The organism is Paenibacillus sp. MDV22-iso6, assembly GCF_058408365.1.
In genome coordinates this window covers 235548-261598 of sequence record NZ_JBZVDZ010000002.1, presented here as the reverse complement: position 1 = coordinate 261598, position 26051 = coordinate 235548, and the positions used below count along the sequence as shown (strand labels likewise).

General features: G+C 49.6%; 23 protein-coding genes. 11 read left to right on the top strand and 12 right to left on the bottom strand.

The window, feature by feature from the left end:
* Positions 1-144: 144 nt before the first annotated feature.
* The 10 genes from AC4PM4_RS07410 to AC4PM4_RS07365 form a co-directional block, all read right to left on the bottom strand.
* Positions 145-747 (bottom strand): ABC transporter ATP-binding protein, encoded by a 603-nt coding sequence (locus AC4PM4_RS07410; RefSeq protein ID WP_111620339.1) that lies wholly within the window; start codon positions 745-747, stop codon positions 145-147.
* Complete coding sequence (locus AC4PM4_RS07405; protein WP_269053539.1) at positions 737-1693, bottom strand: oligopeptide/dipeptide ABC transporter ATP-binding protein; 957 nt, start codon at positions 1691-1693, stop codon at positions 737-739. Before AC4PM4_RS07405 ends, AC4PM4_RS07410 begins: the two co-directional genes overlap by 11 nt.
* A gap of 2 nt (positions 1694-1695) precedes the next feature.
* Positions 1696-2679, bottom strand: a complete 984-nt coding sequence (locus tag AC4PM4_RS07400) for an ABC transporter permease (RefSeq protein WP_269053538.1) — start codon at positions 2677-2679, stop codon at positions 1696-1698.
* On the bottom strand, positions 2676-3671 hold the full coding sequence (locus AC4PM4_RS07395; protein ID WP_491613236.1) for an ABC transporter permease: 996 nt from the start codon (positions 3669-3671) through the stop codon (positions 2676-2678). The genes AC4PM4_RS07400 and AC4PM4_RS07395 overlap by 4 nt, the downstream gene beginning before the upstream one ends.
* A 41-nt stretch (positions 3672-3712) precedes the next feature.
* Complete coding sequence (locus tag AC4PM4_RS07390; RefSeq protein ID WP_269053536.1) at positions 3713-5356, bottom strand: ABC transporter substrate-binding protein; 1644 nt, start codon at positions 5354-5356, stop codon at positions 3713-3715.
* A gap of 363 nt (positions 5357-5719) precedes the next feature.
* Positions 5720-6187 carry a nickel-responsive transcriptional regulator NikR gene (gene nikR / locus AC4PM4_RS07385; RefSeq protein ID WP_090952953.1) on the bottom strand — a complete coding sequence of 156 codons (468 nt, stop codon included), beginning with the start codon at positions 6185-6187 and terminating at the stop codon, positions 5720-5722.
* Between the two features lie 108 nt (positions 6188-6295).
* The gene (locus AC4PM4_RS07380; RefSeq protein WP_491613235.1) at positions 6296-7189 is read right to left on the bottom strand and encodes a hypothetical protein; all 894 of its coding nucleotides are present in this window, start codon (positions 7187-7189) and stop codon (positions 6296-6298) included.
* A 445-nt stretch (positions 7190-7634) separates the two neighbouring features.
* A complete protein-coding gene (locus tag AC4PM4_RS07375) occupies positions 7635-9659 on the bottom strand; it encodes a hypothetical protein (RefSeq protein ID WP_491613233.1) in 2025 nt (674 codons plus the stop codon).
* On the bottom strand, positions 9634-10536 hold the full coding sequence (locus tag AC4PM4_RS07370; protein WP_063567699.1) for an ABC transporter ATP-binding protein: 903 nt from the start codon (positions 10534-10536) through the stop codon (positions 9634-9636). Before AC4PM4_RS07370 ends, AC4PM4_RS07375 begins: the two co-directional genes overlap by 26 nt.
* Positions 10529-10918: a GntR family transcriptional regulator gene (locus AC4PM4_RS07365; protein ID WP_053783970.1), complete on the bottom strand. Its 390-nt coding sequence runs from the start codon at positions 10916-10918 to the stop codon at positions 10529-10531. Before AC4PM4_RS07365 ends, AC4PM4_RS07370 begins: the two co-directional genes overlap by 8 nt.
* 480 nt (positions 10919-11398) lie before the next feature.
* On the opposite strand from AC4PM4_RS07365, the gene AC4PM4_RS07360 reads away from it, so the two are divergent.
* Positions 11399-12271, top strand: coding sequence for a futalosine hydrolase (locus tag AC4PM4_RS07360; protein ID WP_491613232.1), 873 nt, complete (start codon positions 11399-11401; stop codon positions 12269-12271).
* Complete coding sequence (locus tag AC4PM4_RS07355) at positions 12268-13110, top strand: 1,4-dihydroxy-6-naphtoate synthase (protein ID WP_491613231.1); 843 nt, start codon at positions 12268-12270, stop codon at positions 13108-13110. The genes AC4PM4_RS07360 and AC4PM4_RS07355 overlap by 4 nt, the downstream gene beginning before the upstream one ends.
* Before the next feature lie 263 nt (positions 13111-13373).
* Here AC4PM4_RS07355 and AC4PM4_RS07350 read toward each other — a convergent pair whose 3' ends face one another.
* Positions 13374-13994 (bottom strand): pyroglutamyl-peptidase I, encoded by a 621-nt coding sequence (locus AC4PM4_RS07350; RefSeq protein WP_072735167.1) that lies wholly within the window; start codon positions 13992-13994, stop codon positions 13374-13376.
* A 21-nt stretch (positions 13995-14015) separates the two neighbouring features.
* Entirely contained in the window at positions 14016-15017 is a 1002-nt protein-coding gene (locus tag AC4PM4_RS07345; RefSeq protein WP_063568237.1) for a Gfo/Idh/MocA family protein, read from the bottom strand.
* Between the two features lie 228 nt (positions 15018-15245).
* Here AC4PM4_RS07345 and AC4PM4_RS07340 point away from each other — a divergent pair, with 228 nt between their 5' ends.
* The 9 genes from AC4PM4_RS07340 (at position 15246) to AC4PM4_RS07300 (ending at position 25976) form a co-directional block, all read left to right on the top strand.
* Positions 15246-15986 (top strand): ABC transporter ATP-binding protein, encoded by a 741-nt coding sequence (locus tag AC4PM4_RS07340; RefSeq protein WP_269053532.1) that lies wholly within the window; start codon positions 15246-15248, stop codon positions 15984-15986.
* 9 nt (positions 15987-15995) lie between these two features.
* Positions 15996-16745, top strand: a complete 750-nt coding sequence (locus AC4PM4_RS07335; RefSeq protein WP_064640349.1) for an ABC transporter permease — start codon at positions 15996-15998, stop codon at positions 16743-16745.
* A 33-nt stretch (positions 16746-16778) separates the two neighbouring features.
* The gene (locus tag AC4PM4_RS07330; RefSeq protein WP_072735165.1) at positions 16779-18497 is read left to right on the top strand and encodes an AraC family transcriptional regulator; all 1719 of its coding nucleotides are present in this window, start codon (positions 16779-16781) and stop codon (positions 18495-18497) included.
* A 202-nt stretch (positions 18498-18699) separates the two neighbouring features.
* Positions 18700-19671, top strand: a complete 972-nt coding sequence (locus tag AC4PM4_RS07325) for a FecCD family ABC transporter permease (protein ID WP_491613408.1) — start codon at positions 18700-18702, stop codon at positions 19669-19671.
* 2 nt (positions 19672-19673) lie between these two features.
* Entirely contained in the window at positions 19674-20690 is a 1017-nt protein-coding gene (locus tag AC4PM4_RS07320; RefSeq protein ID WP_072735164.1) for a FecCD family ABC transporter permease, read from the top strand.
* A gap of 90 nt (positions 20691-20780) precedes the next feature.
* A complete protein-coding gene (locus AC4PM4_RS07315; RefSeq protein ID WP_269053530.1) occupies positions 20781-21728 on the top strand; it encodes an iron-hydroxamate ABC transporter substrate-binding protein in 948 nt (315 codons plus the stop codon).
* A gap of 202 nt (positions 21729-21930) precedes the next feature.
* Positions 21931-22365: a MarR family winged helix-turn-helix transcriptional regulator gene (locus AC4PM4_RS07310; RefSeq protein WP_063568243.1), complete on the top strand. Its 435-nt coding sequence runs from the start codon at positions 21931-21933 to the stop codon at positions 22363-22365.
* A 70-nt stretch (positions 22366-22435) separates the two neighbouring features.
* Positions 22436-24157 (top strand): ABC transporter ATP-binding protein, encoded by a 1722-nt coding sequence (locus tag AC4PM4_RS07305; protein WP_400347261.1) that lies wholly within the window; start codon positions 22436-22438, stop codon positions 24155-24157.
* Positions 24141-25976, top strand: coding sequence for an ABC transporter ATP-binding protein (locus AC4PM4_RS07300; protein WP_269053528.1), 1836 nt, complete (start codon positions 24141-24143; stop codon positions 25974-25976). Before AC4PM4_RS07305 ends, AC4PM4_RS07300 begins: the two co-directional genes overlap by 17 nt.
* Positions 25977-26051 lie beyond the last annotated feature (75 nt).

Sequence of the window (26051 nt, the reverse complement as noted above, 5' to 3'; positions counted from 1 at the left end):
AATAACTCGCGCTCGTTTCATTAAAGCGCTGAGTTCGGTAAAATTGCAAAAGGGGCTGTCCCTGTAGTCAAATCCATGATTCATGTTCATGATGGACTACTCGGACACCCCTTTTATATTGGAAAACGGTTTATACCCCGTAAGTTATGAAGTTGGCATCTGCACAATCCGATCGCATAACCTGTCCAGTAACTCCCGATCATGGCTGATGATCAACAGTCCCAGGTTACGCTGACGCGCGATATTCATCACGGTATGCCAGATCTGCGCCTGTGTGATCGCATCCAGCATGGTGGTCATCTCATCAGCGATCACGTAACGAGTTGCTGTGCCGAGTGCACGTGCAACGCAGAATCGTTGCAATTCTCCGCCTGACAACTCACCGGGCCTGCGATCCAGCCAATTCATCTGGATACCCAAGTCATCGAGCAGCTCCTGATCCTCGATCATAGCTTCCTTCAAGACACGGCGCATCCGCCAGCGTGGATTCACCGCTTTCTCCGGATGCTGGAATACAAGCTGAACCGGACAGGCTCCGGTTTTGGGCAGCGGCTTCCCATCCAGCAGCACTTGACCTGCCAACGGTTCCACATATCCTGCAAGGATACGCCCAAGACTTGTTTTTCCACAACCACTGGGTCCCCACAAGCCAACGGCCTCTCCCTGCTGTACTTTCATACTTATATCCTGAAATACCCAAGCGTCTTTACCATAACGATACCCTGTCTTTCTAGCTTCAAGTGGCATGAACACACCTCACTTCCCCACCACGAACTTTGCGCAGCTCAGGACGTTCGTTCGTGCAAGCCATGGTCGCTCCAATGCAGCGTGGTGCAAATGAGCATCCTTCTACCTGCTGCCGACCTGCTGCAGGCTGGGTACCAGACAGAGGTTGAAATTCATTTTGCGGCAACGCATTCCAGAGCGCCTTCGTGTATGGATGTCTTAATCTTTCGCCCTTTCCCGTAAAGTCACAAACCTGTGCCATCTCCACATTGGAGCCTGCGTAAAATACGGATATGCGGTCTGCTGCCGTCAAAGCAGTCGTAATATCATGGGTAATCCAAAGGATGCCGACGCCTTCATTGGCCAGTTGACGAAAATGCTTCATCGTTTCAGCCAGCACTTCGGGATGGATGCCAGGTGTTGGCTCATCTGCAATAATGAGTTTCGGATCACCGGAGGTGGCCGTTGCCATCAACACCCGCCGAGCCATACCACCTGACAGCTCAAACGGATATTTGCCCGACGTGCCCTGAGGCAATCCATAACGTCCCGTCAGTTCCTGCTCTGCCTTTTGCATCGTGGATCGGAGCGTCGATCGGTGCTTACGCCCTGTCTTTTGGCTTACAGGTTGAACCTGCCTACCCACCTTCAACAACGGATCCAAATAACTGACCGATTGCGGAATGTACACCAGTTCATCTCCACGCAGTTGAAGCTGCCGGTCCATGGTCAGGGGTTCGCCTGCATAGCTAATCCGACCTTCTATCGTCGCATTGGCAGGAAGAATGCCCATGATCGCCTGCGCCAGCACACTTTTGCCAGATCCACTTGCCCCTACAACGGCGACAATCTCCCCTTCATTGACAGACAGATTCAGATCCTGAATAACTTGGGTTTCCTCGTGCCCAAACCATCCTCGAGCACGCCGGAACGAAACCGATACTTCCTCCACTTCAAGAAGCGCCATGTCTACACCACCTCCCTTGAACTGCCGGTTCCCGTTAATGTCTTCAGACTACCGCCCAACACATCAAACGCACGAACAACCAACAACAATGCGAGACCTGGGAAAAAGGCCAACCACCACATCCCTGCAGATAAATATCTCATCGACTCTGATAAAATAATACCGATCGCTGGCTGCTGCGGCGACAGCCCCAGCCCCAGAAACGTAATCGCTGCCTCATGCAGAATGGCATGAGGGAAGATCAGCAGCACTCCCACGAATAGCTGCGGGATCAGATGAGGCAGCATGTGCTGCACCGCAATACGAATTCGCGAATGACCCAATCTGCGTGAGATGTGAATATACTCTGCTGATCTCAACTGAATCATCTCTGCCCGTACAATCCGGGCCAGATTCGGCCAATGGGTCAGGGCAATGGCTAACGCCACCCCAGGCAACCCTCCACCGAACACAAAAGCTAGCATCACCAGCGATACCAGGTGAGGAACACTCAGGAAGAGGTCAATGATCCATGAAATGACCCGGTCCGCAGCTTTCCCTGAAGCAGCAGCAAGACCCAGCAATAGCGCGATAAGTCCGCCGCCACAAGCCGCGAGTAACCCCACCTGAATGCTCGTTGCCAATCCTTTCAATGTGCGCATGAACATATCTCGTCCCAGCCAATCCGTACCGAAAGGATGCGCCCAAGCCGGAGCCAGATTCCGATCCATCAAGGAGGTCAGCGTCGATTCAGCGGGCAGCAGTCTGCCTGTCAGCCACACGGTTGCAATCCATGTCACACCCAGGCCACCCCAGATTATCGCCCATTTGCGCGGATTACGGAAACGAGAATTACTGCCACCTGAATAACCTTTCCCACCATGAGTACGTGGATGTACTGACCTCCAATTTCTCTTGTTCCCCGCCTCACTTTCGGGAGAGTTAACTTTCGGATGCTGTGTAGTCTGAGCCGCAGGCCGGGAGGGACGTTCCAATGTCTGTTTCATCCTATAGCCTCCTCCTTCATGCGCGGATCAATAATACGGTATAGAATGTCGGCAATCATATTGCCTGTAAACACAAAGATCGCACTGCACAACACAAGTCCAAGCAGCAGCGGCACATCACCGCGCAATCCAGCCTGGACTGTTGCTTGCCCCAATCCGGGATAGGAAAACACTTGCTCCGCGAGCACAGCTCCACCGAACAATTCACTAAATGAAGCAAATTGCAGCGTCAAAGCTGGCAGTACCACATGCCTGAACCCATGACGACGAAACAGTTGAACACCTCGCTCACCTCGTGCCCTCGCAAAAAGAATATAATCCGAGTCCAGCACATCCACGAGCTTCTGCCGGGTATGTAAGGCAATAGCGGCTACGCCCGTCAGACTCAACGTCAGCGCAGGCAGAATCATGTGCATGGCCCGATCTCCCCATGTCACTTGATCTGCTGCCATGCCCGCAGGTACACCAAGTCCGATTGGCAGCCAGCCAAGCCATACACCGAATACCATGAGCAGTAACAGTGCGATCCAGAATACCGGTGTGGAAGCCAGTGTGTAACAGTACCAACAGATCAGACGATCCAGCCGCGAATCCCGCCTCATGGCAGCAGCGACACCCAGGCCGAATCCAATCAGACCGGATAACACCCATGCCACCGCCATAAGAGCGACAGAATTCATGAATCGTTCATGGATGATGTCCGCAACCGGCTGTCTATAGATCATCGATGTTCCCAGATCGCCCTGAACTAGTGCCTGCCCCCAAGAAAACAGCCGTTCTACGGGTGAATCATTGAGTCCCCAACGTTCTTCAATAAGACTGCGTTGTTCTGCGCTCACCCTGATCATATCTCCACCTATGTAAGCCTCCACCGGGTCCACTGGAGAGAACTGCATTAATATAAAAGACACCACACTGACTCCTGCCAGCAAAGATAACAGCCGCAGCATTTTAAATCCGACAAATCTGGCCCATCCCATCCTGTCCTCCATCCAATCTCTCCCCAATTCAGGCTAAAGATACCGCAGCGTTTCTATTTCAATTCTTCCTCCCAGGACCATTCTTCCAGGTTGGATGTCACAGGCCACCCATGACCATGTGGATGGATCTGCTGTTCACCGATATTTAAACCATTCTTCACCAGATACAGATGGTCAATGTTCACCAGCCATGCCCATGGCGCATCGCCTTGGTAACTAAATCCTGTCGATCCATCCCACTCCGCTTTCTGCCAGAAGGGCAGTGCTTCTTCTTCCGTTGTCGCTTGGAGAGCTTGTTGCATCCAGTTGTCCACAGTTGGGTTACTGTACAATCCAGTGTTGTAGTAACCTTCCCCTTTATGGGTACTACTGTAGAGGTTGTATGTCTCAAGCGGATCATGACTTCCCCACCCAAATAATACGGCATTAGTATAGGCCAGCTTTTTGGTCTCTTCCCTGCTCTTTCCCTCTACATTGACCTTGATCCCTGCCTGGGCCACCATATCCGCAGCAGCCAGCGCTAAAGATTGTCTCGTTAGATCCCCTGCAAAATAAATCAGATTGAACTCGGCCTTTGTGCCGTTTTTTTCTACAATTCCATCACCATCTGTATCCACCCAGCCGCCATCAGCCAGAATCTGCTTCGCTTCATCGGGATTCGCATCTGCAAATACAGAATCCGGATTGCTCCACGGCAGGTCGTCGCTAACCGAGTAGGCTGGACGACCTTGCCCCTCCAGTACACCCTCCACCAATGCAGTGCGATCAATTGCGACATTTACCGCTTTACGAATGGAGATGTCGGATGTAACATCATTGCCTGCGGGCAGGCCGTCACCAGACTTCGCGCCTGCGGGTTGCATCGGGAACATGATGCCTCGGTTATCGACTGTTTTCACTGATTCCAGCTTCATGCCGCTCACCAGCTGCTTGCTGAATGCCGCCGGGATAGCCGCAATATCGACTGTTCCGGCTTGCGCCGCTGCAAAGGCTGCATCCTCATCCAGATAGAGGAACGTCAGTTTATGGAATGTGGACTTTTTCCCGTAATATTGTTCGTTAGCCTCGACGATCGCCTGCTGACCCTTATCCCACTGCACCAGCTTGTATGGACCAGACCCAACCGGATGCTCGGCATAATCAGGACCATAGGCGTGCTCAGGCACAATACCGAGTGTAGTCAGAAGACTGATAAACGTGGACTGCGGCGACTTCAATGTAAAGACGACAGTTGTTGTATCCGGTGCTTCCACATCAGCCATATTGGTAAGATCAATGACCGAACCGCTCTTGGCAGCCGTTTCAAACGTAAATCTGACATCTTCGGCCGTCAGTGACTCACCATCGGAGAACTTTACATCATCCCGGAGTGTGACGGTCCAAGTCAGCCCATCTTCACTGACGAAATGCTCTGTCGCCAGATCATTGACCAGTTGGAGCTTGGCATCCCTTTTCAGCAAAGTGCTCTGAAAGAGCGGCGAACCGTACTGTCCCCAGCCCGTAGTGGGATCAAATCCACCTTCCGGTTCCGTGCCAACGGCCAGCACCAATTCGTCTTTGGAAAGAGAAGTCGCCGCCTGATGGACGCTCTCTGTTGAGGATGTCCCCTGTGTACATCCTGACAACCCAACTGTGCATATCAGTAAAATGCCTACTCCCGCTCTAACTGATCGTTTCCCCCATGAAAATCCACGCATTTACGTTGTTCCCCCTCTAACTTTTACGATTCAATCCAATTCTGTGTTACTTTTTTTGAAAATTGTAGCACAAAATAGATTTATTGTGTCAACAAACTTAACTTCAAAATCCATTTATTTTCATTTACAGGGAATTTAAATGAGATTAATAGAGGTGTAAATAGATGATCCACTATTTGAAGTTAGGTATTATAACAAAACAAAAGAACAACAAATTATCGGTATTGGACCAATAATCTGCTGTTCTAAATACGTGCTATGGACAAAGTCGGCTAAAGCCAATGAATCGGTTATTGAAATTTTTAAAATTTAATCCATTGAAGAATCAGGAGAATTGTGAGGATGGTGATGACTTTGTTAATTTTAGCTGTGATCATGATTGTGAGGACTGTGGTGGCTTGCCATTTTGTTGAGTTCATCCACATACGTTACGGACAGCTCTGCATATAGTACTCCTTTTTGAACCTGGATCTGCTGATGCAGATGACGCAATCGTCCTAGGTTGCCCCGTACCGCAATGACCTCCAGACACTGATTATGGTTCAGGTGCACATGCATATTGGAGATGATGTCATGGTGTGCCTCGTGCTGCAGCTCCATTAACCGAATAGGAAGATCACTGATATGGTGGTCATACACCATCACAATAGTTCCAGCTACATCCTGCTCGGAATGCAATGCAGAGGGCTCCAGCAATGTTTTACGGACCAAATCACGAAAAGCTTCCGAACGGTTCTTGTATCCCTGCTCTTCAATATAGCTGTCAAACTGTTCGATCAGAGGCGTGGGAAATGCCACACCGAACCGGGTCAAATCTTCTTTGTCTGCCATTCATATCCTCCTGCCGCCTCGTTTGCTTCGAGTGTACCACAGTCCTGTCTTCTCATCGACTATACTGTTGTTACTCGGTAGTCGCAAAAAGGATAATGTAGCTCGCTTTTATTTAGGTCTCTTGGTCAGTTCCTGTCTGACTTTGGCGTAGGTAGCACTTACCTTCTGTTCCAGTGTATAGATATGTTGTTTGGAGCCTGCCCATTTCTCTGTCGCTGCAGCCAATGAGTTCAACGAACTTAACACACGTGATGACTGGCCTTGCTTCGTACTCTGCTTGAACTGCTGTAACGCGTTTGAATATCGCTCTTTCGATAGGCTCGCCTGTTTTTTGCCCGTTTGAATCTGCTTCTTCACCGGATCCGCTCCAGCCAGTAAAGTACGCAATCGTTTCACTTCTGTGCTTTTCCGTTTGCGAGCTTCGGCAAGCTCCTTTTTCTTGAAACGAATGTCTTCTCGGGCAAGCTGAACAACTGGTTTCAACGTATCCGCTTGGGTGCGAATAGCCGCACTCCATTCTTTGTTTTTGATCGCTTTGGCGGCGTCGAGCTGCCTATTCACTGAACTGTACAAAGCAAACAAAGACTCATACCGGGCCTCGGTTTGTTTTACCTTTTCGGTTAAACCAGCGATCTTGGTATCATCGATTTGCCTTATACTTACACGTAATTGTTCCAGCTCCTTGGTATTGGCGGCATGAATGGTTTTTGTCTTTTGTTCCCAAGCTTGTTCCTGCGTCGTCCAGTTGCCAACGTTCTCGTACGCTCGTTGCAGGGACAACTTGGTCTGCGAATCTGCCTTGCTCAGCACGGTCTCCCACGCCTTCTGGGCTGTTACGCCAAGCTCAGGACCCGCCGCTTCAGCAGCGGAGGAATAGTAAATCACACTGATACTGAAGATGATGATGAATCCCAGACTCATACGCGTCCATACGTTAGCACAAAGGTTAGGGCGTGCCCCGTATCGGTTGCTAAGGTTGCTCATGAAACTACGATCTCTCATGCTCCTCATATGGGATTGATTCATAGTCTTTTGCCTGTCATCATTTCCCTCAATTATGCGGCTTTGCCTGGCTTGCACTGAACATGAACTATGACCCACCTGATGACTTGCATTTTCCTCCAAAATTCCAGTTTGCATTCTCTTCTTCTCCCCTCAATATGAATTGATAGTTAGAACCTGCTGGAGTATCTGTGCGGTGACTCGATTACGATCCCTGATATACAAACTGGCAAAAAAACAAAAAAAGCACCCGCAAGTCAGGCGTATTGCCTGCTCTTACGGGTGCTTCCCTCATAAGCCGTTCCATATGGGATTCGACGAAATGATCATCATCTCGAATCGAATCATTACCTTTTTCTAATATATTCCATACTTGTATTCTGGTCAAGTCAGATCGAGAAATCAGCATATTTACCGGGAGAACCCTTCCCACTTGCAAATTATCTTACTGTTCGGCCAGGATGGCCTTCATTTCTTCTGTCAGGTCTTCTTCCTTCAGGATCATGTAAATATTCTCACCACGAATGAAATTAAGCTTGATATGGTAGACCGTATCCTTCTCTGTCCGATATCCGGCTCGTTGACGTTGAAGCAGATCGCTTATTATTTTTTTGTTTTTAGTTGCGATCTGTTTGTTACCGCTTGAATTCCCGTCTATATAATCCGAATCAGAGTAAACCCACTTCGCCTTACCCGGACTATCAATCTCCTGCTTCACAAATTGTGCCGAAGCGACTTCGTCTGCCGGGACTTGAAGCTGGTCGTATAAGTTGTTCTCTTCCAACCATGCCAGTACTCGCTTATAACTCGGTTTAATATCAAAATTCCACATCTCCTTCGGCTGATAAGGATCGGAAGATGTTGAACTCTGATTCAATTCCGCGTAGGCAAAGGACTGCCAAAGGGAGCGCTGTTCTTCGTAGGTCTGATCCAAGATGTCCTGTTTCATCAATTCTTTGAACTCACGAACTTGTTTGGGATTGCTAATGTATACCTTACGATACGGACTCAGACTTGAGCGCAGTCCAATACTCAGCGCATCCTCATCCAATTTGAACGTATCATACGCAACCCTTTTGTAATCTATTGTCTGTTTTACAGCCATCAATTCCTTGTGGAATTCGGTTTCGGGGATATTATATCTGCGCTTCATCACCCTGCCGTTCTCCAGTTTGTAGTTGATATATACATTCTCATCATAATCATCGTCCGGATTAACTGGATCTCTCAAAGGCAGATCGGTATCGACAATTTTTTGATGGAGAGCGATGATTGCTTCCATATATTCCGGATCATTCGAATAGAATGGACTATCATCCACCTTCACATTAATACCATTGCTATAAATGTAACGATCTCCGCCAAGCTTAATACTGTTGACCTTGCTTATATCAGGCACCCGGGCAGCATATCCGTTCCAATCAGCGACGGGTACATACAAGATCAATCCAGCCACGATACCGTATAGAACCAATTTCGGAACCAATCTGCTGGTCCAAATGAGCCAGGTTTTGCGGATAATCATCTCTGCTCCAATATAGCCCACAATTCCACCAAGGACGTAACCACATACGTCCCACCCTACAGAAGCTCTGGGTGCAATCGAGGTGAAATAAGCCCCACCTATCAGAACCAGTGTAAACATAAATCCAAAACGGAATATCGGTTTTACAATACGGAACGTGATTGCCTGAGTGGCGGATTCCACTTGTCTTTTAGCATAAAACACATAAGCCAACGGGATGAACAAGATGGCTAAAGCCAAATAGATGATAAGTTCCCCACGTATTACAGGAGCTGTGCTGATTGAACCCATACGCAGGACTAATGAAAGTTTCTCCGCATTAAAGCCAATGTCTTCATAAGAATAACCAAGCAGATGGTTTTGCAGATGCAGCGAGAAAATGAACCAAACAACGACCGGCATCAATAAAATTCCATACACGGTAAGTCCCTGTAATACAGACTGTCCAATGCAAATGCCTACCACCACGGTCAGCATGAACATAAACAACGAGTAGATGCTCATACTGAGCCCCCACATCCAGATCTCACTGCCACCGAAAGTATAGGCTGGCTGATCCAGTACTGCCCATACCCAACCGGTTATTGCCGTGGTAATCCAGACCGGAACCAAAATCATGACGAACCCCGTCAACAGATTAACCGTGAGTAGATGCTTTCGTTGCAGTGGCAAACTGTGGAACAGATCCGAAGGAGCACCAGATTGCATATAACGGAATAAAAATATACCCGCAGCTACCGGGAACGTAATGGCAAACAGAATTTGCACTTCCCCATTCGCCTGGAACAAGCTGGTAATCCGCTGTGGTACTTCCCGGTATTCTGTACCGATATAGAGCGGCAGCGAAAACAACAACGTGAGCAGATACAAAATGCCAATCCATCCATGCTGCCTGAAATTTTGGAACAGGATGCCCCGGTTACAGAACAATCGGTTGAATATCATATCCTGCATCCTCCATTTCATAGATAAATATTTCTTCCAGCGTCAGCGGCAGCACATCCAGCAGATAGGGATCAAATGCACGGAACCGTTCCGTCACAGCCTCGCGATTGCCTTTCACAATAAACAGGGATACACTTCCACGCTGCTCTTCATGCAAAATATTCACCTGTTCGTCCATAGCCTTGGCATGATCAGGATGGCGGAAAGCGACCTGAATTTTATGTGTATCAGCCTTCAGATCATCCAGATCTTTCTCTACGATAATCCGCCCTTTGTGCATGATGGCAACATGGTCGCATAGGTCTTCAATCTCGCGCAAATTGTGAGACGAGATCAGAATCGTCACCTGACGCTCCGCTGCTTCCTGGAACAGCAGGTTCTTGATCTGCTGCCGCATGACCGGATCAAGCCCATCAATTGGCTCATCCATGAGCAGCACTTCAGGCATGCAGCTAAGTCCAAGCCATACGGCTGCCTGACGGCGCATGCCTTTGGACATGCGATGCAGTTTACGTTTCACATCCAGTTTAAATACACTGCCGAGCTGTACAAAACGCTCCTCATTCCAGCGCGGATATACCGAACGGTAGAAGGCAGCCATCTGATGGATGGACGATTGCGGGAAAAAGTATGGCGCATCCGCCATAAAAATGGTGCGTCCCTTGAGGTCCATATTTTCAAATACTTCTTGTCCCTCAATGCGAACCGTTCCGCTATCCTGACGATAGATGCCTGCCAGTATTTTGAGCAGCGACGTTTTTCCTGCCCCGTTGGAACCGAGTAAACCGTAGATCGATCCCTTATGTACTTGCATCGTGACGCCATCAACGGCTTTTTCCTGTTCAAATGCCTTAATGACCTGATTCAGCTCAATCATGTGGCTCCCCCTTCTCTATACGGGCCATCGCTTCCTCAAATAAAAGCGTCATATCGGCTTTGCTCAAACCGGAATATGAAGCTTCCGCAATCAGCTTCACCAGAGCGGCTCTGATTTCATCTCTCATGGCTGCATTCGGATGTTCCACGGACGATGATACGAAGCTCCCTTTTCCCTGCAATGAATAGATATAACCTTCACGTTCAAGTTCCCGGTACGCCTTCTGAATCGTATTCGGATTAACCGTAAGCTGCCCGGACAGTGTGCGAACGGAAGGCAGCTGCTCATCGGGTTGGAGAACACCGTACACGATCATTTCTTTGATTTTGTCTACTAGTTGCTCATAGATCGCCTTACGGCTGCGTACATCCAATTCGAACATCCCGCACCTCCTCTCTATAAAAGTTGTAATACCCTATTGATGAACGATGACTGTATATTGAAGTGTATATATCCAATCCTAAGGTGTATTAACTGTATTACTATTATTAGTACAGTTAATACAGATTGTCAACCATTTACTTTGACTTCTCGTATGATTCGCGTTAGGTTTATATATATGATTAAAGTGACATATAGGCAAATAAAAATAGATCACTCCCGTATTTAAAAGGCGTGATTTTGGGTTCAGTTTGGTTGGTTCGGGCGGGTTGCTACTGTTCGTTAAATCGCTTATCTCGCTAAATACGTTCAAAGCTTGTTCTGATCTTTCCCCTTCCGTTATGATGGAGAAGAACGTTGTGCTCGTTCACTGGTTCACGTGCTCGCTTCGCTCGTTGTCAGTACAGTTGTCACTCCGTCTGGCCTATGCGTACATATTTTATAGATGGCTTTATAAAAACCTCATGAGGGAGAATTCAGGATGAATGAACAGAAAAAGAATGATTCTATAGAACGTAATCGCCCAGAAACTGCAAGCTTGTCAAGTAGCTTTGAAACAAACGCGACATCCACAGCTTCGACACAGCGTGTATTAATCGTAACCGCCGTTGATGCGGAAAAAGAGGCTGTACTACGCGGCCTGGGTGACCAAGCTGCGCACTTTGATGTGATTGCTGCTGGTGTTGGCCCTGCCTCGGCCGCAGCAGGAACCGCTGCCGCGCTGGCCTTTGCCTCAGCAGCGGCTAGCGCAATTGCGCTGGCGCAAGGCTCCGCCGCGCCAAGCGAACCCGATGCGGCACAGGCATCTGCCGCATCCTCAAGGCCGGGGCCCCTTGCCGGGACCGGACTGACCCCAGCGTACACGCTGGTGGTCAGTGCCGGCATCGGCGGCGGGTTCCCCGGCCGAGCGGACGTCGGCTCCCTCGTGGTAGCCGACGCCATGGTTGCCGCCGATCTGGGCTCGCAGACGCCAGACGGCTTCCTCAGCGTGGACGAGCTCGGTTTCGGCTCGTCCCGTGTGGCGGCGGACGCGGTGCTTGCCGCGCGCCTGCGCCATGAGCTGCAGCGGGCAGGGCTCGCAGTCAGCGGAGGCACGGCGGTCACCGTATCCACGGCGACCGGAACTGCCGAGACGGCCGCGGAGCTATTGCGCCGCGTGCCGGATGCCTCCGCCGAAGGCATGGAAGGCTTCGGCGTAGCAACTGCAGCCCAGCAGTTCGGCATACCAGCACTCGAACTGCGGGCTATATCCAACGCGGTCGGTCCACGCGACCGCGACGCCTGGCGCATCAAGGATGCTCTGGATGCGCTCCAGGCTGCAAGTTCCATTTTACGGGAGGTACTTACATCATGAAAATTGCATTTTCCCCTTGTCCTAACGATACATTTATCTTTCACGCCTGGGTGCATGGACTGATTCCTGGTGCACCTGAGCTTGATGTCCGTTATGCGGACATCGATATTACCAACGGCCTTGCGGCAAATCCGGATGGACCAGATACACCTGAAGTCATGAAAATATCCTATGCAGCACTGCCTTATGTGCTGAATGATTATGCGCTCTTGCCTGCGGGCGGCGCACTTGGCAGAGGATGTGGTCCGCTGGTTCTGACCGCTAACGGTACAACCGATCCAGCCTATCTCTCGGGACGCCGAGTTGCCGTGCCGAGCAAACGTTCAACAGCCTACCTGTTATTCCGTCTCTGGGCAGCACAAAATGTTCCCGGCGGTGTAGGCGAGATTGTCGTTATGCCATTCGACCAGATTATGCCTGCTGTACGGGACGGCAAGATCGATGCAGGTTTGGTTATCCATGAAGCACGTTTCACGTACCAGAATTATGATCTCAAACTTATGACAGATCTCGGTAACTGGTGGGAAAGCGACACTGGCCTGCCAATCCCGCTGGGTGCAATCATCGCCCGTCGTAACCTGGATGCTCATGCTCTTGCAGGTTGGGCACGTGCCTCGGTGGAATACGCTTGGGCGCATCCGGATGAGTCCAAAGCATACGTTATGGAACATGCACAAGAGATGGACCCTGATGTAACTGCGCAGCATATCGGCTTGTACGTTAATGAGTTCAGCGCCAACCTGGGCGATGACGGTTACGGTGCAATTACAGCATTGCTTGGACGAGCGATGAAAGAAGGACTTGTTCCCGAGTTCGATCTAGATTTGTTGCGGATCTAATTCGCACGGTATCAATACAAAATATAGGAGGCTGTGCCCAATTTCGTTTTCCTATTTTCTGTTGGGCACGATCTCAGTGCTATGCTATTGACCTGCGTGTCCAAGGCGCTAACGAATCGTTAACATTTTATTAAAAGTGACTCTAGTTCGTTAGATAATACAAAGGGCTGTCCTATAAAGTCATATTCATGACAATAGGACAGCCCTTATTAATTTATTCCAACAACAAACCGAACCTATACAAAATGTTGATCCAAACTCAATTACTCCGCCACTACCGTGCGAATCATAACCCGCAGAGCATCCAGCATCATGGGAATGGGTAGTGATGGCACCGAAGGCTGAAGCACAGCCATCTCTGTTGAAGCTGGAAAATGTACAAATCCGGCACGAATCGGAAGTTGTCTCAATCGGATATGATCCAGCACCCGGTACATCGTATTGTTGCAAATATACGTACCTGCCGTATTGGACACCGCAGCCGGGATGCCTGCTGCCCCCATGTTATTCACCATTGCACGAATCGGCAATGTGGAGAACAGGCCATCCGGGCTGCCTTCCACTATGAGCTCGTCCACGGGATTCTGCCCTTGGTTGTCCGCATAGGAGCCAGGAGGAATATCTTTGACATTAACAGCAATCCGTTCAGGTGTAATAGCTGTCCTGCCTTTGGCCAAACCACAGGCGATGACGACATCCGGTTGATAGGATTCCATCTCTGCGATTAGCAGATCCGCACATTCATCGAAGTGCACAGGCAGCAGCACTGTTTTCAGCTCCGCTCCCTCTATCACTTCATGCGCAAGTGCCTCCATCAGTTCTCCCGTCGGATTCACCGCATCCCCGCCAAAAGGTTCAAATCCGGAGATCAGAATTTTCACCATCGCTTTTCCACTCCTGTCTATTTACTCGGATTTGTACCGCAGGCCCCACTGCCCACGAATCGTGTCCATCAACTTCATGATTTCCAGGGATTCGTCCAGTTGGATCGTTCTGCTCTCCGTACGTCCTTCCAGGATGCAGCGACCTGCTTCCTCCGCTTCAAACGCATATCCAATACACGTCCGGTCATCGATAAATGTCTCCGGTTCGTCCTGACCGTTCACATGTAGATAAGCTTCTTTGCCTGCCAGGAAAAGTGGTAAACGAATGTACCCTTCTGTGCCATATATGACAGCCTCGTTGCTCAAGTTAAGACGAATGGCTCCATTCAGCGATGCAGAACGACCTTCGGAATAAGACAACAGTACGGAGAACTGTTCATCCACACCCGTCTGTCCAATGTTCGCCGTACTCCACACATGCTGAGGCTGCTCGCCAAAAATCATGGACGCGAAGGAGATCGGATATACGCCTGCATCAAGCAAAGCACCTCCACCCAGATCCGGGTTAAGCAACCTGCCTTCCGGCTCCCAGCCTACGCGGAAACCAAAGTCTGCTTTGACCAAACGTACCTCGCCGATTCTGCCTTCCGCAATCCAGGCTCTGGCTTGGGTAATCGGTGGCAGAAAGCGTGTCCACATGCCTTCCATGAGGAAAAGATTGCGCTCACGCGCCTTATCCACCAATTGCTCCAGCTGACGGGCATTCATCGTAAACGGTTTCTCACAGAGTACTGCTTTACCCGCTTCCAGACAAGCAAGCACATTTTCCTTATGTAACGGATGCGGTGTTGCCACATAAATAATGTCCACTTCAGGGTCCTGCAGCATCTCATCATATGAACCGTAAGCGCGTGCAAAACCATATTCAGCTGCAAACTTCTCTGCGCTTTCAGATGTTCGTGAACCCACCGCAGCTTTTACGGCGTTTCCGGCATGCTCCAGATCTCGTGCGAACTGGGATGCAATCCATCCTGTACCCATAATGCCCCAATTCACCTTGTCCCGTCCAACAACTTTCGTCATCGTAAAGCCTCCCCTGATATCAACATATTTTAAAAAGATCACGATCTCGATTAGGCCAACACGGAGTCTTCTTTATTTTACCAAAAAGAACCGCTTGCGTCAGACCCGTTTCATCTTTCACATTCCATGTTGTCATTTTAATGATCTAATTGAGATTCACTCTCATTTCAATTTTTTCGTATTTTTGCTAAGATGATTGCAGATCACGGATGAAAGGACGACCCGACTTTGTCCACACTTTTAACCATTGATAAACTAGTAAAACGTATCGGTTTAACCGAGCAGCGTATTTTATTTGAACATGTGAACGCAGAAGTGGATCAGGGAGAACGTATTGCCATACTCGGTGCATCCGGCCAAGGGAAGAGCACATTGCTCCGCATTCTCGCCCTGCTGGATATTCCTGATGAAGGAGACCTGATCTGGAAAGGAATTTCTTATCGGGATTCGGACCCTCGTATCTGGCGCACACGAATGACTTATGTCGCACAGCAAGCTGTCATGCTGGCAGGCAGTGTGGAAGATAACCTGAAAACAGTGCATCTGCTTCACAGGCAGCCATACGATCAGGATCTCGCCCGCCGCCTGCTTGCAGGTATGGGACTGGAGAATCTTGATATTCATAAGCGGGCCATTGACCTCTCCGGTGGGGAGAAACAGCGCATAGCTCTTATTCGTTCCATGATGCTGCGTCCTGAGGTCCTGCTTCTGGATGAAGTGACTGCTTCCCTGGATCGGACCAACGCACGCCTGGTGGAAGAACAATTGACCCGCTGGAGCCAGCAGGAAGGTACTTCGCTCGTCTGGGTTACCCATGATCAGGAACAGGCACAATCATTCAGTACAACCACCTGGTTTTTGGGCAATCAGACACTGCTAGAGCGCCAGCCGACAGCTCATTTTTTTGACAATCCGGCCACGGACCTGGCTAGACAATTCATTATGAACCCTGCCCCTGCGGCAGAATAAGGAGAAATCATGTCACTCATCGCTCTGAGTTTTACCATTATATTTGTGATGGTCACCATGCTCATCTCTGTCTGGCAGAAGCTTGATCTGGAAAAGGATATTGCTATAGGCACTGTTCGTTCCGCTGTACAGCTGTTGCTTGTCGGATATGTACTTCAATTTATTTTTAACTCGGATCACCCCGTTCTTATCATTGCCATTGTCGGATTCATGATTATCGTAGCCTCCATTAATGCTGGCAAACGTGGCAAAGGACTTCGCTGGATTTCCTTATATATTGCGGCTGCAATTACGGTCACGGAGCTGCTCATGATGGGACTGTTGTTAGGACTGGGAATTGTAGAACCTACTCCCCAATACATAATTCCATTGAGCGGGATGACCATCGGTAATGCCATGGTGGTGTCCGGGCTGTTCCTGAATCAGATGAAACGCGAGGTCGAATCCTCCAAAGGAGAGATTGAGTCCCTGCTTGCACTTGGCGCAACGCCAAGACGTGCTTTTCAGGACGTATTGAAACGTTCTGTAAAATCCAGCATGATCCCCACGATCGATGGCATGAAAACGGTAGGACTCGTACAGCTTCCTGGCATGATGACAGGCATGATTATTGCGGGTGCTGATCCGGTTGAGGCCGTGCGTTACCAGATTCTGATCGTGTTTGCTTTTACCAGCTCAGCCGCCATTACCAGCATTCTGCTCAGCATGATGACGTACCGACAGTGGTTCACATCGGATATGCGGCTGCGCTCGCTATGATATATCAACCTCGCGAGGAAAGGAGGTCACACCATGTTAACCCATCCAAGCACCAATAATAACGGCAATACCTCCAACACGTTGACCCAACCGGATCACCCGAAACGCACTGATGAATCCATGACACGAACGGAAATGGATGCTTTTCTTAACGATGCGCTGCTCGAATTGCGTCTGGCAGAGCTGGTTACCGTGAATACGCATTGGCAATGGAGTCAGACTGAGCTCCCTCACCATACCTTTGTCTACATGCATAAATTCACGGGCAAGCTGGTAGCGAACGGTATCGAATCCCTTGTCACACGTAAGTCCGCCTTCTTGTCTACACCGGGAACTTCTCTGGAGCTTTTCTCTGATGCGGACCATGAGATTGAATTGTATATCATTCATTTCGATCTGTTTCGGGTTGCTGAGAAAACGAAAGAACGGCGAATATATGAGCGAGAGCTTGGTTCACCTGTAACTGGGTGGATTCAGGGCCCTTACTATGGGATACAGCGAATTGCCGCACAATTAACAACAGAAGCTTCACAGACCAGCTTGAAAGTGCAGCTGCTTTTGACCGATCTGTTTCATACGCTCTGGCCGCAGGAAGGTCAGGAGCATGCGGAAGCACAGGACGAGCCAGAACAGTGGCTCAGATCCACCTTGCAGTATATGCGGGAAAACTATATGAACGAAATCAAGCTGGAAAAGCTGGCCGAACTGGCAGGTATGCATCCGTCGTATTATTCACAGCTGTTTAAGAGTCGGATGCAGAAAAATCCTATCGAATATATCACTCATTTACGAATGAATCGGGCCAAGGAATTGCTCATGACTTCAGATCTGCGTATTCGTGATGTAGCCCGCCAGGTAGGCTATCGGGACGAATTCTATTTCAGCCGCCGCTTCAGGAACCATGCCGGTTATGCGCCAACTTCCTATGCCAAGCAGGTACATCGAAATATCGTCTCACTCTCCTATCCATACACCGATCACCTGATGACTCTTGGCATCACACCATGCGCAGCGCAGATCCAGGGCCATCTGCCCCATGTTCCCAAATCGTTGACGCTGCCGTTCCATGCCTATGAACCGTGGGAACAGGGACGACAGGCATTCCTTGATGTGAATCCCGACTTAATTCTGACCAAGGACAACGCAGCCGCTAAAGCGATGGAACATATCGGAGATGTCGCTCCCATCATCACCATCCCTTGGAATCAGACAGACATGTTTGGTCATTTGCAGAAAATTGCCTCTATCGTGGATCGTACTCAAGCGGCAAAGGAGTGGCTGGATCGGCATGAGCGTAAGGCGGAGCGGGCACGCAAAAAGATCAGAGATACAGCAGGTCAGGTCACCGTCGCGATCTGTACCTTAACTGCAAAAGGACCGCGCATGTACAGTAATCGCAACTTCGGTCATGTATTTTACCGAAGCCTGCAACTGTCCGCTCCTGATCGAATTCAGAAAGAACTAACAGGCAAACCTGCCGGTGTGGGATTCAACTGGATGTCTTTCACGCCTGGAGAATGGGATGGATTGGAAGCGGATGTGCTGCTGATTGCGGTTACGTCCATGCACGAACGTACTACTCTGTTACAGCAGATTACGGCTGATCCGTTGTGGGAAAACTATCCTGCGGTAAAAGCTGGGCGTGTGCATGTCATAGACTGGAATTCATGGGTGGTATACGCTCCGTATTCCATCAACATCCAGCTCGATGAAGCGCTCTCTATGTTGACGAACAAACCAGCATTTCTGTAATCTAAAAAATGTCCATCTCTATAATCTTAATTTATGCCATGTACGGGCCTGAATTAAGATTTTATAATGTTCACTAATTGATAATGATAATCAATAACAACAGCAATGCGTTGTTGGTAACAAAGGAGTGACCCGCATTCAACATCCGGGACTGTCACAACGTCCGTCCAAATCAAGAAAATCCGCAGTGACGGTTGGCCTGATGTTTTTGGCGGCCATTGCCGCACTGCTGCTTAGTATGTTTGTCGCCATTTCTCTTGGTGCCAAGGGGCTGACACTGGAGACTGTGTGGACTGCCATATTTCAGTACAATCCTGCTTTGACGCCGCATCAGATTATTCACGAGCTAAGGCTGCCACGTGTCATTGCTGCTGCTGTGATTGGCGCAGCCTTTGCTGTAGCTGGAGCGCTCATGCAGGGAATCACACGTAATCCGCTGGCAGACACCGGCATTCTGGGGATCAATGCGGGCGCTACCTTTGTCGTGGCGCTCAGCTTCGCCTTCTGGCCAGGATTGCCTTATGGCTGGATTATGTTCCTGTCATTTGTAGGGGCTGTGCTTGGCACGCTGCTCATTTTCCTGCTGGGCATGGCGGCACCCGGAGGACTGACGTCCATCAGGCTTACCGTTGCGGGTGCCGTTATTGCAGCTATGCTGAGTTCGCTTAGCACCGGTGTCGCCATATATTTTGACTTGAGCCAGGATTTAGCCTTCTGGTATGCGGGTGGTTTCGGGGGAATTGAATGGCGGCATCTGAAGCTGATTCTGCCTGTTCTGCTGGTTACTCTCGTGCTCAGTTTGCCTATGGCCCGTCGGATATCTCTCATGTCGCTAGGAGAAGAAGTTGCGATTAATCTCGGAATCAACCTCCGCTGGACCAGACTGTTTGCCTTGACGGCGGTTGTTGTGCTGGCTGGCGTATCCGTTTCTGCTGTAGGCTCGATCGGCTTTGTTGGACTGGTCATACCACATATTTCTCGCAAATTGGTTGGCGTGGATTATCGACTCATCATTCCGATGTCCTCCCTGCTCGGAGCCGTCTTGCTGGTGCTCGCCGATCTAGGATCACGCATTGTGAACCCGCCTCAAGAACTGGCTGTAGGCATTATGGTTGCCTTTGTCGGTGTACCTTTCTTCCTCTATCTGGCCCGTAAAGAAAGGAGGGCCCTATAGCGATGAACACGAATACACCTTCACGAGGCAAACGTTCCATAGCGGTCAGCGTTGCGCTGCTCTGTATCGCCTGTGCCGTTATCGTTATCAGCCTCAACTCGGGAACAATTCGCCTATCACCAATAGCCGTGCTTCACACCCTGCTTGGCTATGGTACGCCGGATGATCAGATTGTATTGTTCGACTATCGACTGCCACGCATTCTGGTTACTGTACTCGCCGGAGCGGGACTCGGTGTTGCCGGTGCTGCGCTGCAAGGCATTACACGCAATCCATTAGCCGATCCGGGCATCCTCGGCTTGCATGCAGGTGCGGCTTTTGGATTGATGGTATTCGTAAGCTTCTCCCATTCCATGAATGGTTCGGTGGCCTTGCTGATTCCGCTGTTTGCTTTTGCAGGCAGTGTCGCCGCGGCGTTGATTATCATGCTGCTATCCTATGACCGACATAACGGAGTATCCCCCATTAAGCTTATTCTGGTGGGCATTGCCGTAGCAGCCGGTTTCCATGCCCTGACGCTCTATCTGTCCCTGCGTTTGGATGAAGACACCTATTCCTTCGCCGCCCGCTGGCTGGCAGGTAGCGTCTGGGGCAGAGACTGGGTTCATGTTCAGGCGCTGCTTCCATGGGTTGTGCTGTGCATCTCGTACATATGGAGCCGCTCCAAAACGCTGGATGCCTTCAATCTGGGAGATGCTGCCGCGACCAGTATTGGTACACCCGTCAGATCCCAACGTGTTATTTTGCTATTGTGCACGGTAGCATTGTCTGCCGTCAGTGTGTCTATGGCTGGCGGGATCGGATTCATTGGTCTGGCGGCGCCGCATCTGGCCCGCAGACTGGTTGGCCCGATGCATCGCCATCTGATCCCAGCCGCCGGACTCATCGGCATGGTGATCCTGGTTGCTGCCGATACGGTTGGGCGAACGATCTTTCAGCCTAATTCCATTCCGGCAGGTGTTGTGGTCGCGGCGATCGGCGCACCTTACTTTTTATATCTGCTGGTACGAACCAAGTAATAAATTTATCGGAACAATCCGAATAATTTCACCGGTACACCCAACATAAAAACAACATCCATGAGATGTTCAAGGAGATTGAGATTACCCATGTTAAAGAAAAACCTTATGCTCTTCATGAGCATCTGTCTGGTGCTTGTACTCGCAGCCTGCGGGAACGCCAATAATTCATCCTCTGCGTCGGAAGGTTCTACTACGGACACTTCGAACGCTACACAGGATACCAATTCCGCTTCCGGGGATCAACGCATCGCATCCATGTCGATCCATCTGACCAATGACCTGCTGTCTCTCGGCATTACACCGGTTGGTTCGGTGATCGGCGGGGAAGCCAAAGCCTTCCTGTCCCATGTTGCTGACCGTCTTCAAAATACAATGCCGCTCGGTCCCGTTAAGGACCCGGACATGGAAGCCTTGCTTGCCCTGAAACCAGATGTCATCTATCTGGACGAAGAATTCTCCGGTGATGATATTGCCAAATTCGAAAAAATCGCCCCTGTACACGTCTTCAATCTGGATGATGGCACTTGGCGCGACCATCTGAAAGACATTGGTAAACTGGTCAACCGCGAGAAAGAAGCAGAGCAATACATTCAGGATTATGCAACTGAAACGGAAGAAGTGAAATCCCTGATTCACGATACAATCGGTGACGGCACCGTAATGGCTATCCGTGTTACCGCCAAAGAATTGCGTGTATTCAGTACACGCCGTCCAATGGGCCCGATTTTGTATGAAGATCTGGGGTTAACTCCAGCTAAAGGCATTGAAGAATTCGATTCGTCCAAACCGTATCAAGTTGTTTCACGTGAAATACTGCCGGACTTTGATGCAGATGCGATCTTCGTTGTTGTGAACTCGGATGATGAAGCTCAGAACATGTTCAAAGAACTGCAAAATAATCCGATCTGGCAAGGACTAAAGGCTGTCAAAGCAGGTCATGTCTACCCGATCGGTGCTCAACCTTGGCTGGACTATTCTTCAATCGGCAATAAAATGGCCATGGATGAAGCCAAAGAAATGTTTTCTAAGAAATAGAATGATCCTTACCCACGACATATAAAAAAACACCAAAAAACCTCTCTTTGTAGATAGGAACAGAGTCAGCTAACATGCTCTCTTCATCCACTCAAAGCAGAGGTTTTTTTGTATCCATTTTAAAAAATCAAAATCACTTGACGATATGTCAAATGAAACTTATCATTTAGTTAGTCGACTAATTAAAAGGATGGAAGCGCTTATGAAATCAGATCGAAATGAACGGTTAATGGGACAGTTATCAGAACTCGTCAAGCTACAGCGTTACAAGGTTCATGAGAAACTTATCAACCACCCTGAGTTGTATCCTGGACAACCGCCGCTGCTATTCCAGCTTGAACGGGAAGATGGTCAGACCCAGAAACAACTGGCCGAACAGCTTCGCCGCGCCCCTGCAACGGTAACGGTAATGCTGAAACGTATGGAAAGCTCGGGTTTTATACGGCGTGAAGCTGACCCGAAGGATCTGCGCAGTCTGCGTGTCTATCTGACCGATCAAGGCCGTGCTGCGCTTAAGGAACTGAGAGAAGTATTCCAAGAGCTTGATCGCCAAGCCCAGAAAGATTTTACACCTGAAGAATCGCAGCTGATGTCAGCGCTCGCCCAGCGTATGGTTCAGAATCTGCGAGAATATTAAGTGAGATTCATCTGTCTGCATAAATTTTTGCAACATGATTATTTCATATCGAATGAGGTGATTTTTCCCATTGTGGACGTTAAAACGATTTCTTACCCCGTATAAGTCAGCGGCCATTCTTGCTCCGCTGCTCATGGTCCTTGAGGTTGCTATGGACCTGCTTCAACCCAAGCTGATGTCCAGCATTGTGGATGATGGTGTTCTTGCAGGGAACCTGTCCCACATTATGACTACAGGTTTGTTTATGCTTCTTTTTGCGTTAATCGGATGGGTTGGCGGTGCAGGATGTACGCTGTTTTCAAGCAAAGCTGCCGTTGGATACGGAACCGATCTGCGCCAGGAATTGTTTGATCATATCCAGAAGTTCTCGTTCCGTAATCTGGATACTTTCCAGGAAGGCTCGCTTATTACTCGCCTGACGAGTGATATCACCCAGATGCAGACCTTTGTACAGATGCTTCTGCGTATGTTTATCCGTTCGCCGATGCTGATCATCGGCAGTATTATTATGGCGTTTACGATCAGTGTCAAACTGGCGCTCATTCTCATTTTGTCCGTGCCGATTCTGTTTATCATCTTATATATCCTGATATCCGCTTCCTATCCGCTGTTCGCCAGCGTTCAGAACAAACTCGACAAGGTGAACGCGGTTCTTCAAGAGAATCTGGCCGGCATTCGTGTCGTCAAAGCTTTTGCACGCGCACGTCAGGAGAAGAAGCGTTTCCAGCAAGCCAATGAAGACTATACCCATACGGCAGTGAAAGCTTGGCGCATCGTATCGCTGAATGCACCGGTATTAAGCCTGATGCTGAATGCGACCATTGTAGCGGTGCTGTGGTTTGGGGGCTTTCAGGTGGTAGTAGGCGATATTGCCGCCGGGGATTTGATTGCTTTTATCAACTACGTAACGGTTGTACTCTCGTCGCTCACTTCAATCGGCATGATGATGATGAGCTTCTCCCGCGCCAAGGTATCTGCAACACGCATCAACGAGGTGCTTCACACCCAGCCTGATATTCAATCGGGAGATGATATGTCTCGTAAAGGAGCAGGTCAGGTGGAATTCAAGGACGTATATTTCCGCTATGATGGAGAACATACCCTCTCCGGAATTACACTGACGGCTCGGCCGGGAGAAAAAGTGGCCCTGCTCGGATCTACAGGATCAGGCAAAACCTCACTTGTACAGCTGATCCCCCGCTTGTATGATGCCTCACAGGGTGAAGTGCTCGTGAATGGAGTGAACGTGCGTAACTGGGATCTCCAGGATCTTCGCAGCCGTGTGTCCATCGTATTACAGGAATCCATCCTGTTCAGTGGCAGCATCCGGGATAACATCTGCTTCGGCAGACCTGATGCAACGGAAGCTGAACTACGTGCCGCATCTCAAGCGGCAGCGGCTGATGATTTTATTATGAATCTGAAAGATGGATATGACACGGAGTTGGGCCAGCGCGGGGTCAATCTCTCAGGTGGACAGAAACAGCGAATTTCTATCGCCCGTGCCCTACTCATGCAACCGGAGGTTCTAATTCTGGACGACAGCACCAGTGCCGTCGATCTGCGTACCGAAGCAAGCATTCAGAAGGCGCTGCATTCACTAATGAGAAATAGTACCACCTTCTTGATTGCACAACGGATCTCTTCTGTAAAGGATGCGGACTGTATTTACGTGCTTGATGAAGGAGAAATCGTGGCAAGTGGTACACATACACATCTCATGGCCCATTCATCACATTACCAATCCATCTATTATTCGCAGCAACGGAAGGAGGATGTTCAATTTGGCTAAAAACGCTTCTTCCTCCATCCATCAGACCGTTGTCCCACCGATGATCGGAAGACCTGGGCCACCCGGCCGAGGTCCGGTTCCCAAAGTAAGAGCCAAGAACGCACGGCACGCCATCATCCGAGTATGGTCATACATGGGACGTCATCGTAAAGGGGTTATCACCGCTCTGATACTGACGGCTCTTGGAACGTTACTTAATCTGGCAGGACCTTATCTGCTCGGCCGTGCGGTCAATGAACATATCGTTCCCAAAATTACGGACGGTCTGCTGAAAGACTGCATGTTATTGCTGACCGTATACGTCCTCGGCTCGTTCATGATGTGGGCTCAATCCTATGTCATGATCGGTGTTTCCCAACTGACCGTGAAAGATCTGCGCCATGCTCTGTTTTCACGGCTGCAACAGCTGCCGATCAGCTTTTTTGACAAAAATCAGAGCGGTGATCTGATGAGCCGGGCTACCAATGATATCGATAACGTGTCCACGACGCTGAATCAAAGTGTAACTCAACTGATGTCCAGCGCCATCTTGCTGGTTGGCTCCCTGTCGATTATGCTAGCCCTGGATGTCCGACTGACACTGCTCAGTCTGGTGACGGTTCCACTGATTACGATCGCCACTCGGCTGATCGCTTCAAGAACACGCAAACATTTTACCGCCCAGCAAAAGTTGCTTGGTGAGCTTAATGGCTACGCTCAGGAAACCATTGCTGGACAAAAGGTGGTTGCAGCCTATAACCGCCAGGAGCAGGCACAAAAACATTTTCAGAATCTGAACGAGAAGCTTCGCACTTCCAGTACCCAAGCTCAGAGCGTATCCGGTCTGGTCGGGCCAACGATGAATGTCATGAACAATATCGGCTTTGCCATACTGGCAGCGGTAGGTGGATGGATGGCTTATCATGATCTGACGTCCATCGGGCTGATTGTAAGTTTCCTTGCTTACTCCCGCCAGATTGAGCGGCCCATCAATGATTTGGCGAACCAGTACAACCTGATTCAGGCAGCTATTGCAGGTGCCGAGCGCGTATTCCACATTATTGATACACCAAGTGAATACGTGGAAGAACAGAAGAAACAACTGCAGCAGATTCAGGGGAAAGTTGTATTTGAAGATGTATCCTTTGGGTATAACTCCGAGAGGGAAATCCTGAAAAAGGTCAGCTTCACCGCCAAGCCAGGCGAGATGATTGCACTTGTCGGACCGACTGGAGCGGGTAAAACGACCATCATCAACCTGCTGCCCCGTTTTTACGAGATTACGGGCGGACGGATTACCATTGATGGCTGTGACATCTCCGAACTGGAGAAGGACCAGCTAAGGCGCGAACTTGGCATTGTGTTACAAGATGCCTATCTGTTCTCCGGCACCATTCGTGACAATATTGCCTACGGCAAACCCGATGCAACGGACGAACAGATCCAGCAAGCAGCGAAGTTGGCAAATGCCCACTCCTTCATCCGCAAATTATCGCAGGGTTACGATACCCCGATCATTTCCGGTGGCAGCAATCTGAGTCAGGGACAGCGACAACTGTTAACCATCGCTCGTGCCATTCTTGCGGATCCTGCGATTCTTATTCTGGATGAAGCGACCAGCAGCATCGACACACGCACCGAAATGCAAATTCAGGAAGCGATGCGCACCTTGATGAAGGATCGCACCAGCTTTGTCATTGCCCATAGATTAAGCACGATTCGTGAGGCCGATCAGATTCTCGTCATTGATGACGGCAAAATTGCCGAACGAGGCAGCCATGATGAGTTGATGCAACAGCAAGGTTTCTATTATCAGTTGCATCAGGGACATATCACCTGATTGGGTTCGTGTTCATTGATTAACAAAAACACATAACCACAATCAATAACGCCGCAAACGGTTCTTCAGGAGCCA

What these genes read in the sequence shown, in the direction of transcription:
- AC4PM4_RS07375 (WP_491613233.1), bottom strand. Translation starts at nt 9,659, where the DNA reads ATGATATTCAACCGATTGTTCTGTAACCGGGGCATCCTGTTCCAAAAT.
- AC4PM4_RS07310 (WP_063568243.1), top strand. Translation starts at nt 21,931, where the DNA reads ATGAAATCAGATCGAAATGAACGGTTAATGGGACAGTTATCAGAACTC.
- AC4PM4_RS07405 (WP_269053539.1), bottom strand. Translation starts at nt 1,693, where the DNA reads ATGGCGCTTCTTGAAGTGGAGGAAGTATCGGTTTCGTTCCGGCGTGCT.
- AC4PM4_RS07345 (WP_063568237.1), bottom strand. Translation starts at nt 15,017, where the DNA reads ATGACGAAAGTTGTTGGACGGGACAAGGTGAATTGGGGCATTATGGGT.
- nikR (WP_090952953.1), bottom strand. Translation starts at nt 6,187, where the DNA reads ATGGCAGACAAAGAAGATTTGACCCGGTTCGGTGTGGCATTTCCCACG.
- AC4PM4_RS07355 (WP_491613231.1), top strand. Translation starts at nt 12,268, where the DNA reads ATGAAAATTGCATTTTCCCCTTGTCCTAACGATACATTTATCTTTCAC.
- AC4PM4_RS07380 (WP_491613235.1), bottom strand. Translation starts at nt 7,189, where the DNA reads ATGAGAGATCGTAGTTTCATGAGCAACCTTAGCAACCGATACGGGGCA.
- AC4PM4_RS07315 (WP_269053530.1), top strand. Translation starts at nt 20,781, where the DNA reads ATGTTAAAGAAAAACCTTATGCTCTTCATGAGCATCTGTCTGGTGCTT.
- AC4PM4_RS07300 (WP_269053528.1), top strand. Translation starts at nt 24,141, where the DNA reads ATGTTCAATTTGGCTAAAAACGCTTCTTCCTCCATCCATCAGACCGTT.
- AC4PM4_RS07335 (WP_064640349.1), top strand. Translation starts at nt 15,996, where the DNA reads ATGTCACTCATCGCTCTGAGTTTTACCATTATATTTGTGATGGTCACC.
- AC4PM4_RS07320 (WP_072735164.1), top strand. Translation starts at nt 19,674, where the DNA reads ATGAACACGAATACACCTTCACGAGGCAAACGTTCCATAGCGGTCAGC.
- AC4PM4_RS07390 (WP_269053536.1), bottom strand. Translation starts at nt 5,356, where the DNA reads ATGCGTGGATTTTCATGGGGGAAACGATCAGTTAGAGCGGGAGTAGGC.
- AC4PM4_RS07370 (WP_063567699.1), bottom strand. Translation starts at nt 10,536, where the DNA reads ATGATTGAGCTGAATCAGGTCATTAAGGCATTTGAACAGGAAAAAGCC.
- AC4PM4_RS07360 (WP_491613232.1), top strand. Translation starts at nt 11,399, where the DNA reads ATGAATGAACAGAAAAAGAATGATTCTATAGAACGTAATCGCCCAGAA.
- AC4PM4_RS07365 (WP_053783970.1), bottom strand. Translation starts at nt 10,918, where the DNA reads ATGTTCGAATTGGATGTACGCAGCCGTAAGGCGATCTATGAGCAACTA.
- AC4PM4_RS07400 (WP_269053538.1), bottom strand. Translation starts at nt 2,679, where the DNA reads ATGAAACAGACATTGGAACGTCCCTCCCGGCCTGCGGCTCAGACTACA.
- AC4PM4_RS07350 (WP_072735167.1), bottom strand. Translation starts at nt 13,994, where the DNA reads ATGGTGAAAATTCTGATCTCCGGATTTGAACCTTTTGGCGGGGATGCG.
- AC4PM4_RS07330 (WP_072735165.1), top strand. Translation starts at nt 16,779, where the DNA reads ATGTTAACCCATCCAAGCACCAATAATAACGGCAATACCTCCAACACG.
- AC4PM4_RS07325 (WP_491613408.1), top strand. Translation starts at nt 18,700, where the DNA reads ATGTTTTTGGCGGCCATTGCCGCACTGCTGCTTAGTATGTTTGTCGCC.
- AC4PM4_RS07410 (WP_111620339.1), bottom strand. Translation starts at nt 747, where the DNA reads ATGCCACTTGAAGCTAGAAAGACAGGGTATCGTTATGGTAAAGACGCT.
- AC4PM4_RS07395 (WP_491613236.1), bottom strand. Translation starts at nt 3,671, where the DNA reads ATGGAGGACAGGATGGGATGGGCCAGATTTGTCGGATTTAAAATGCTG.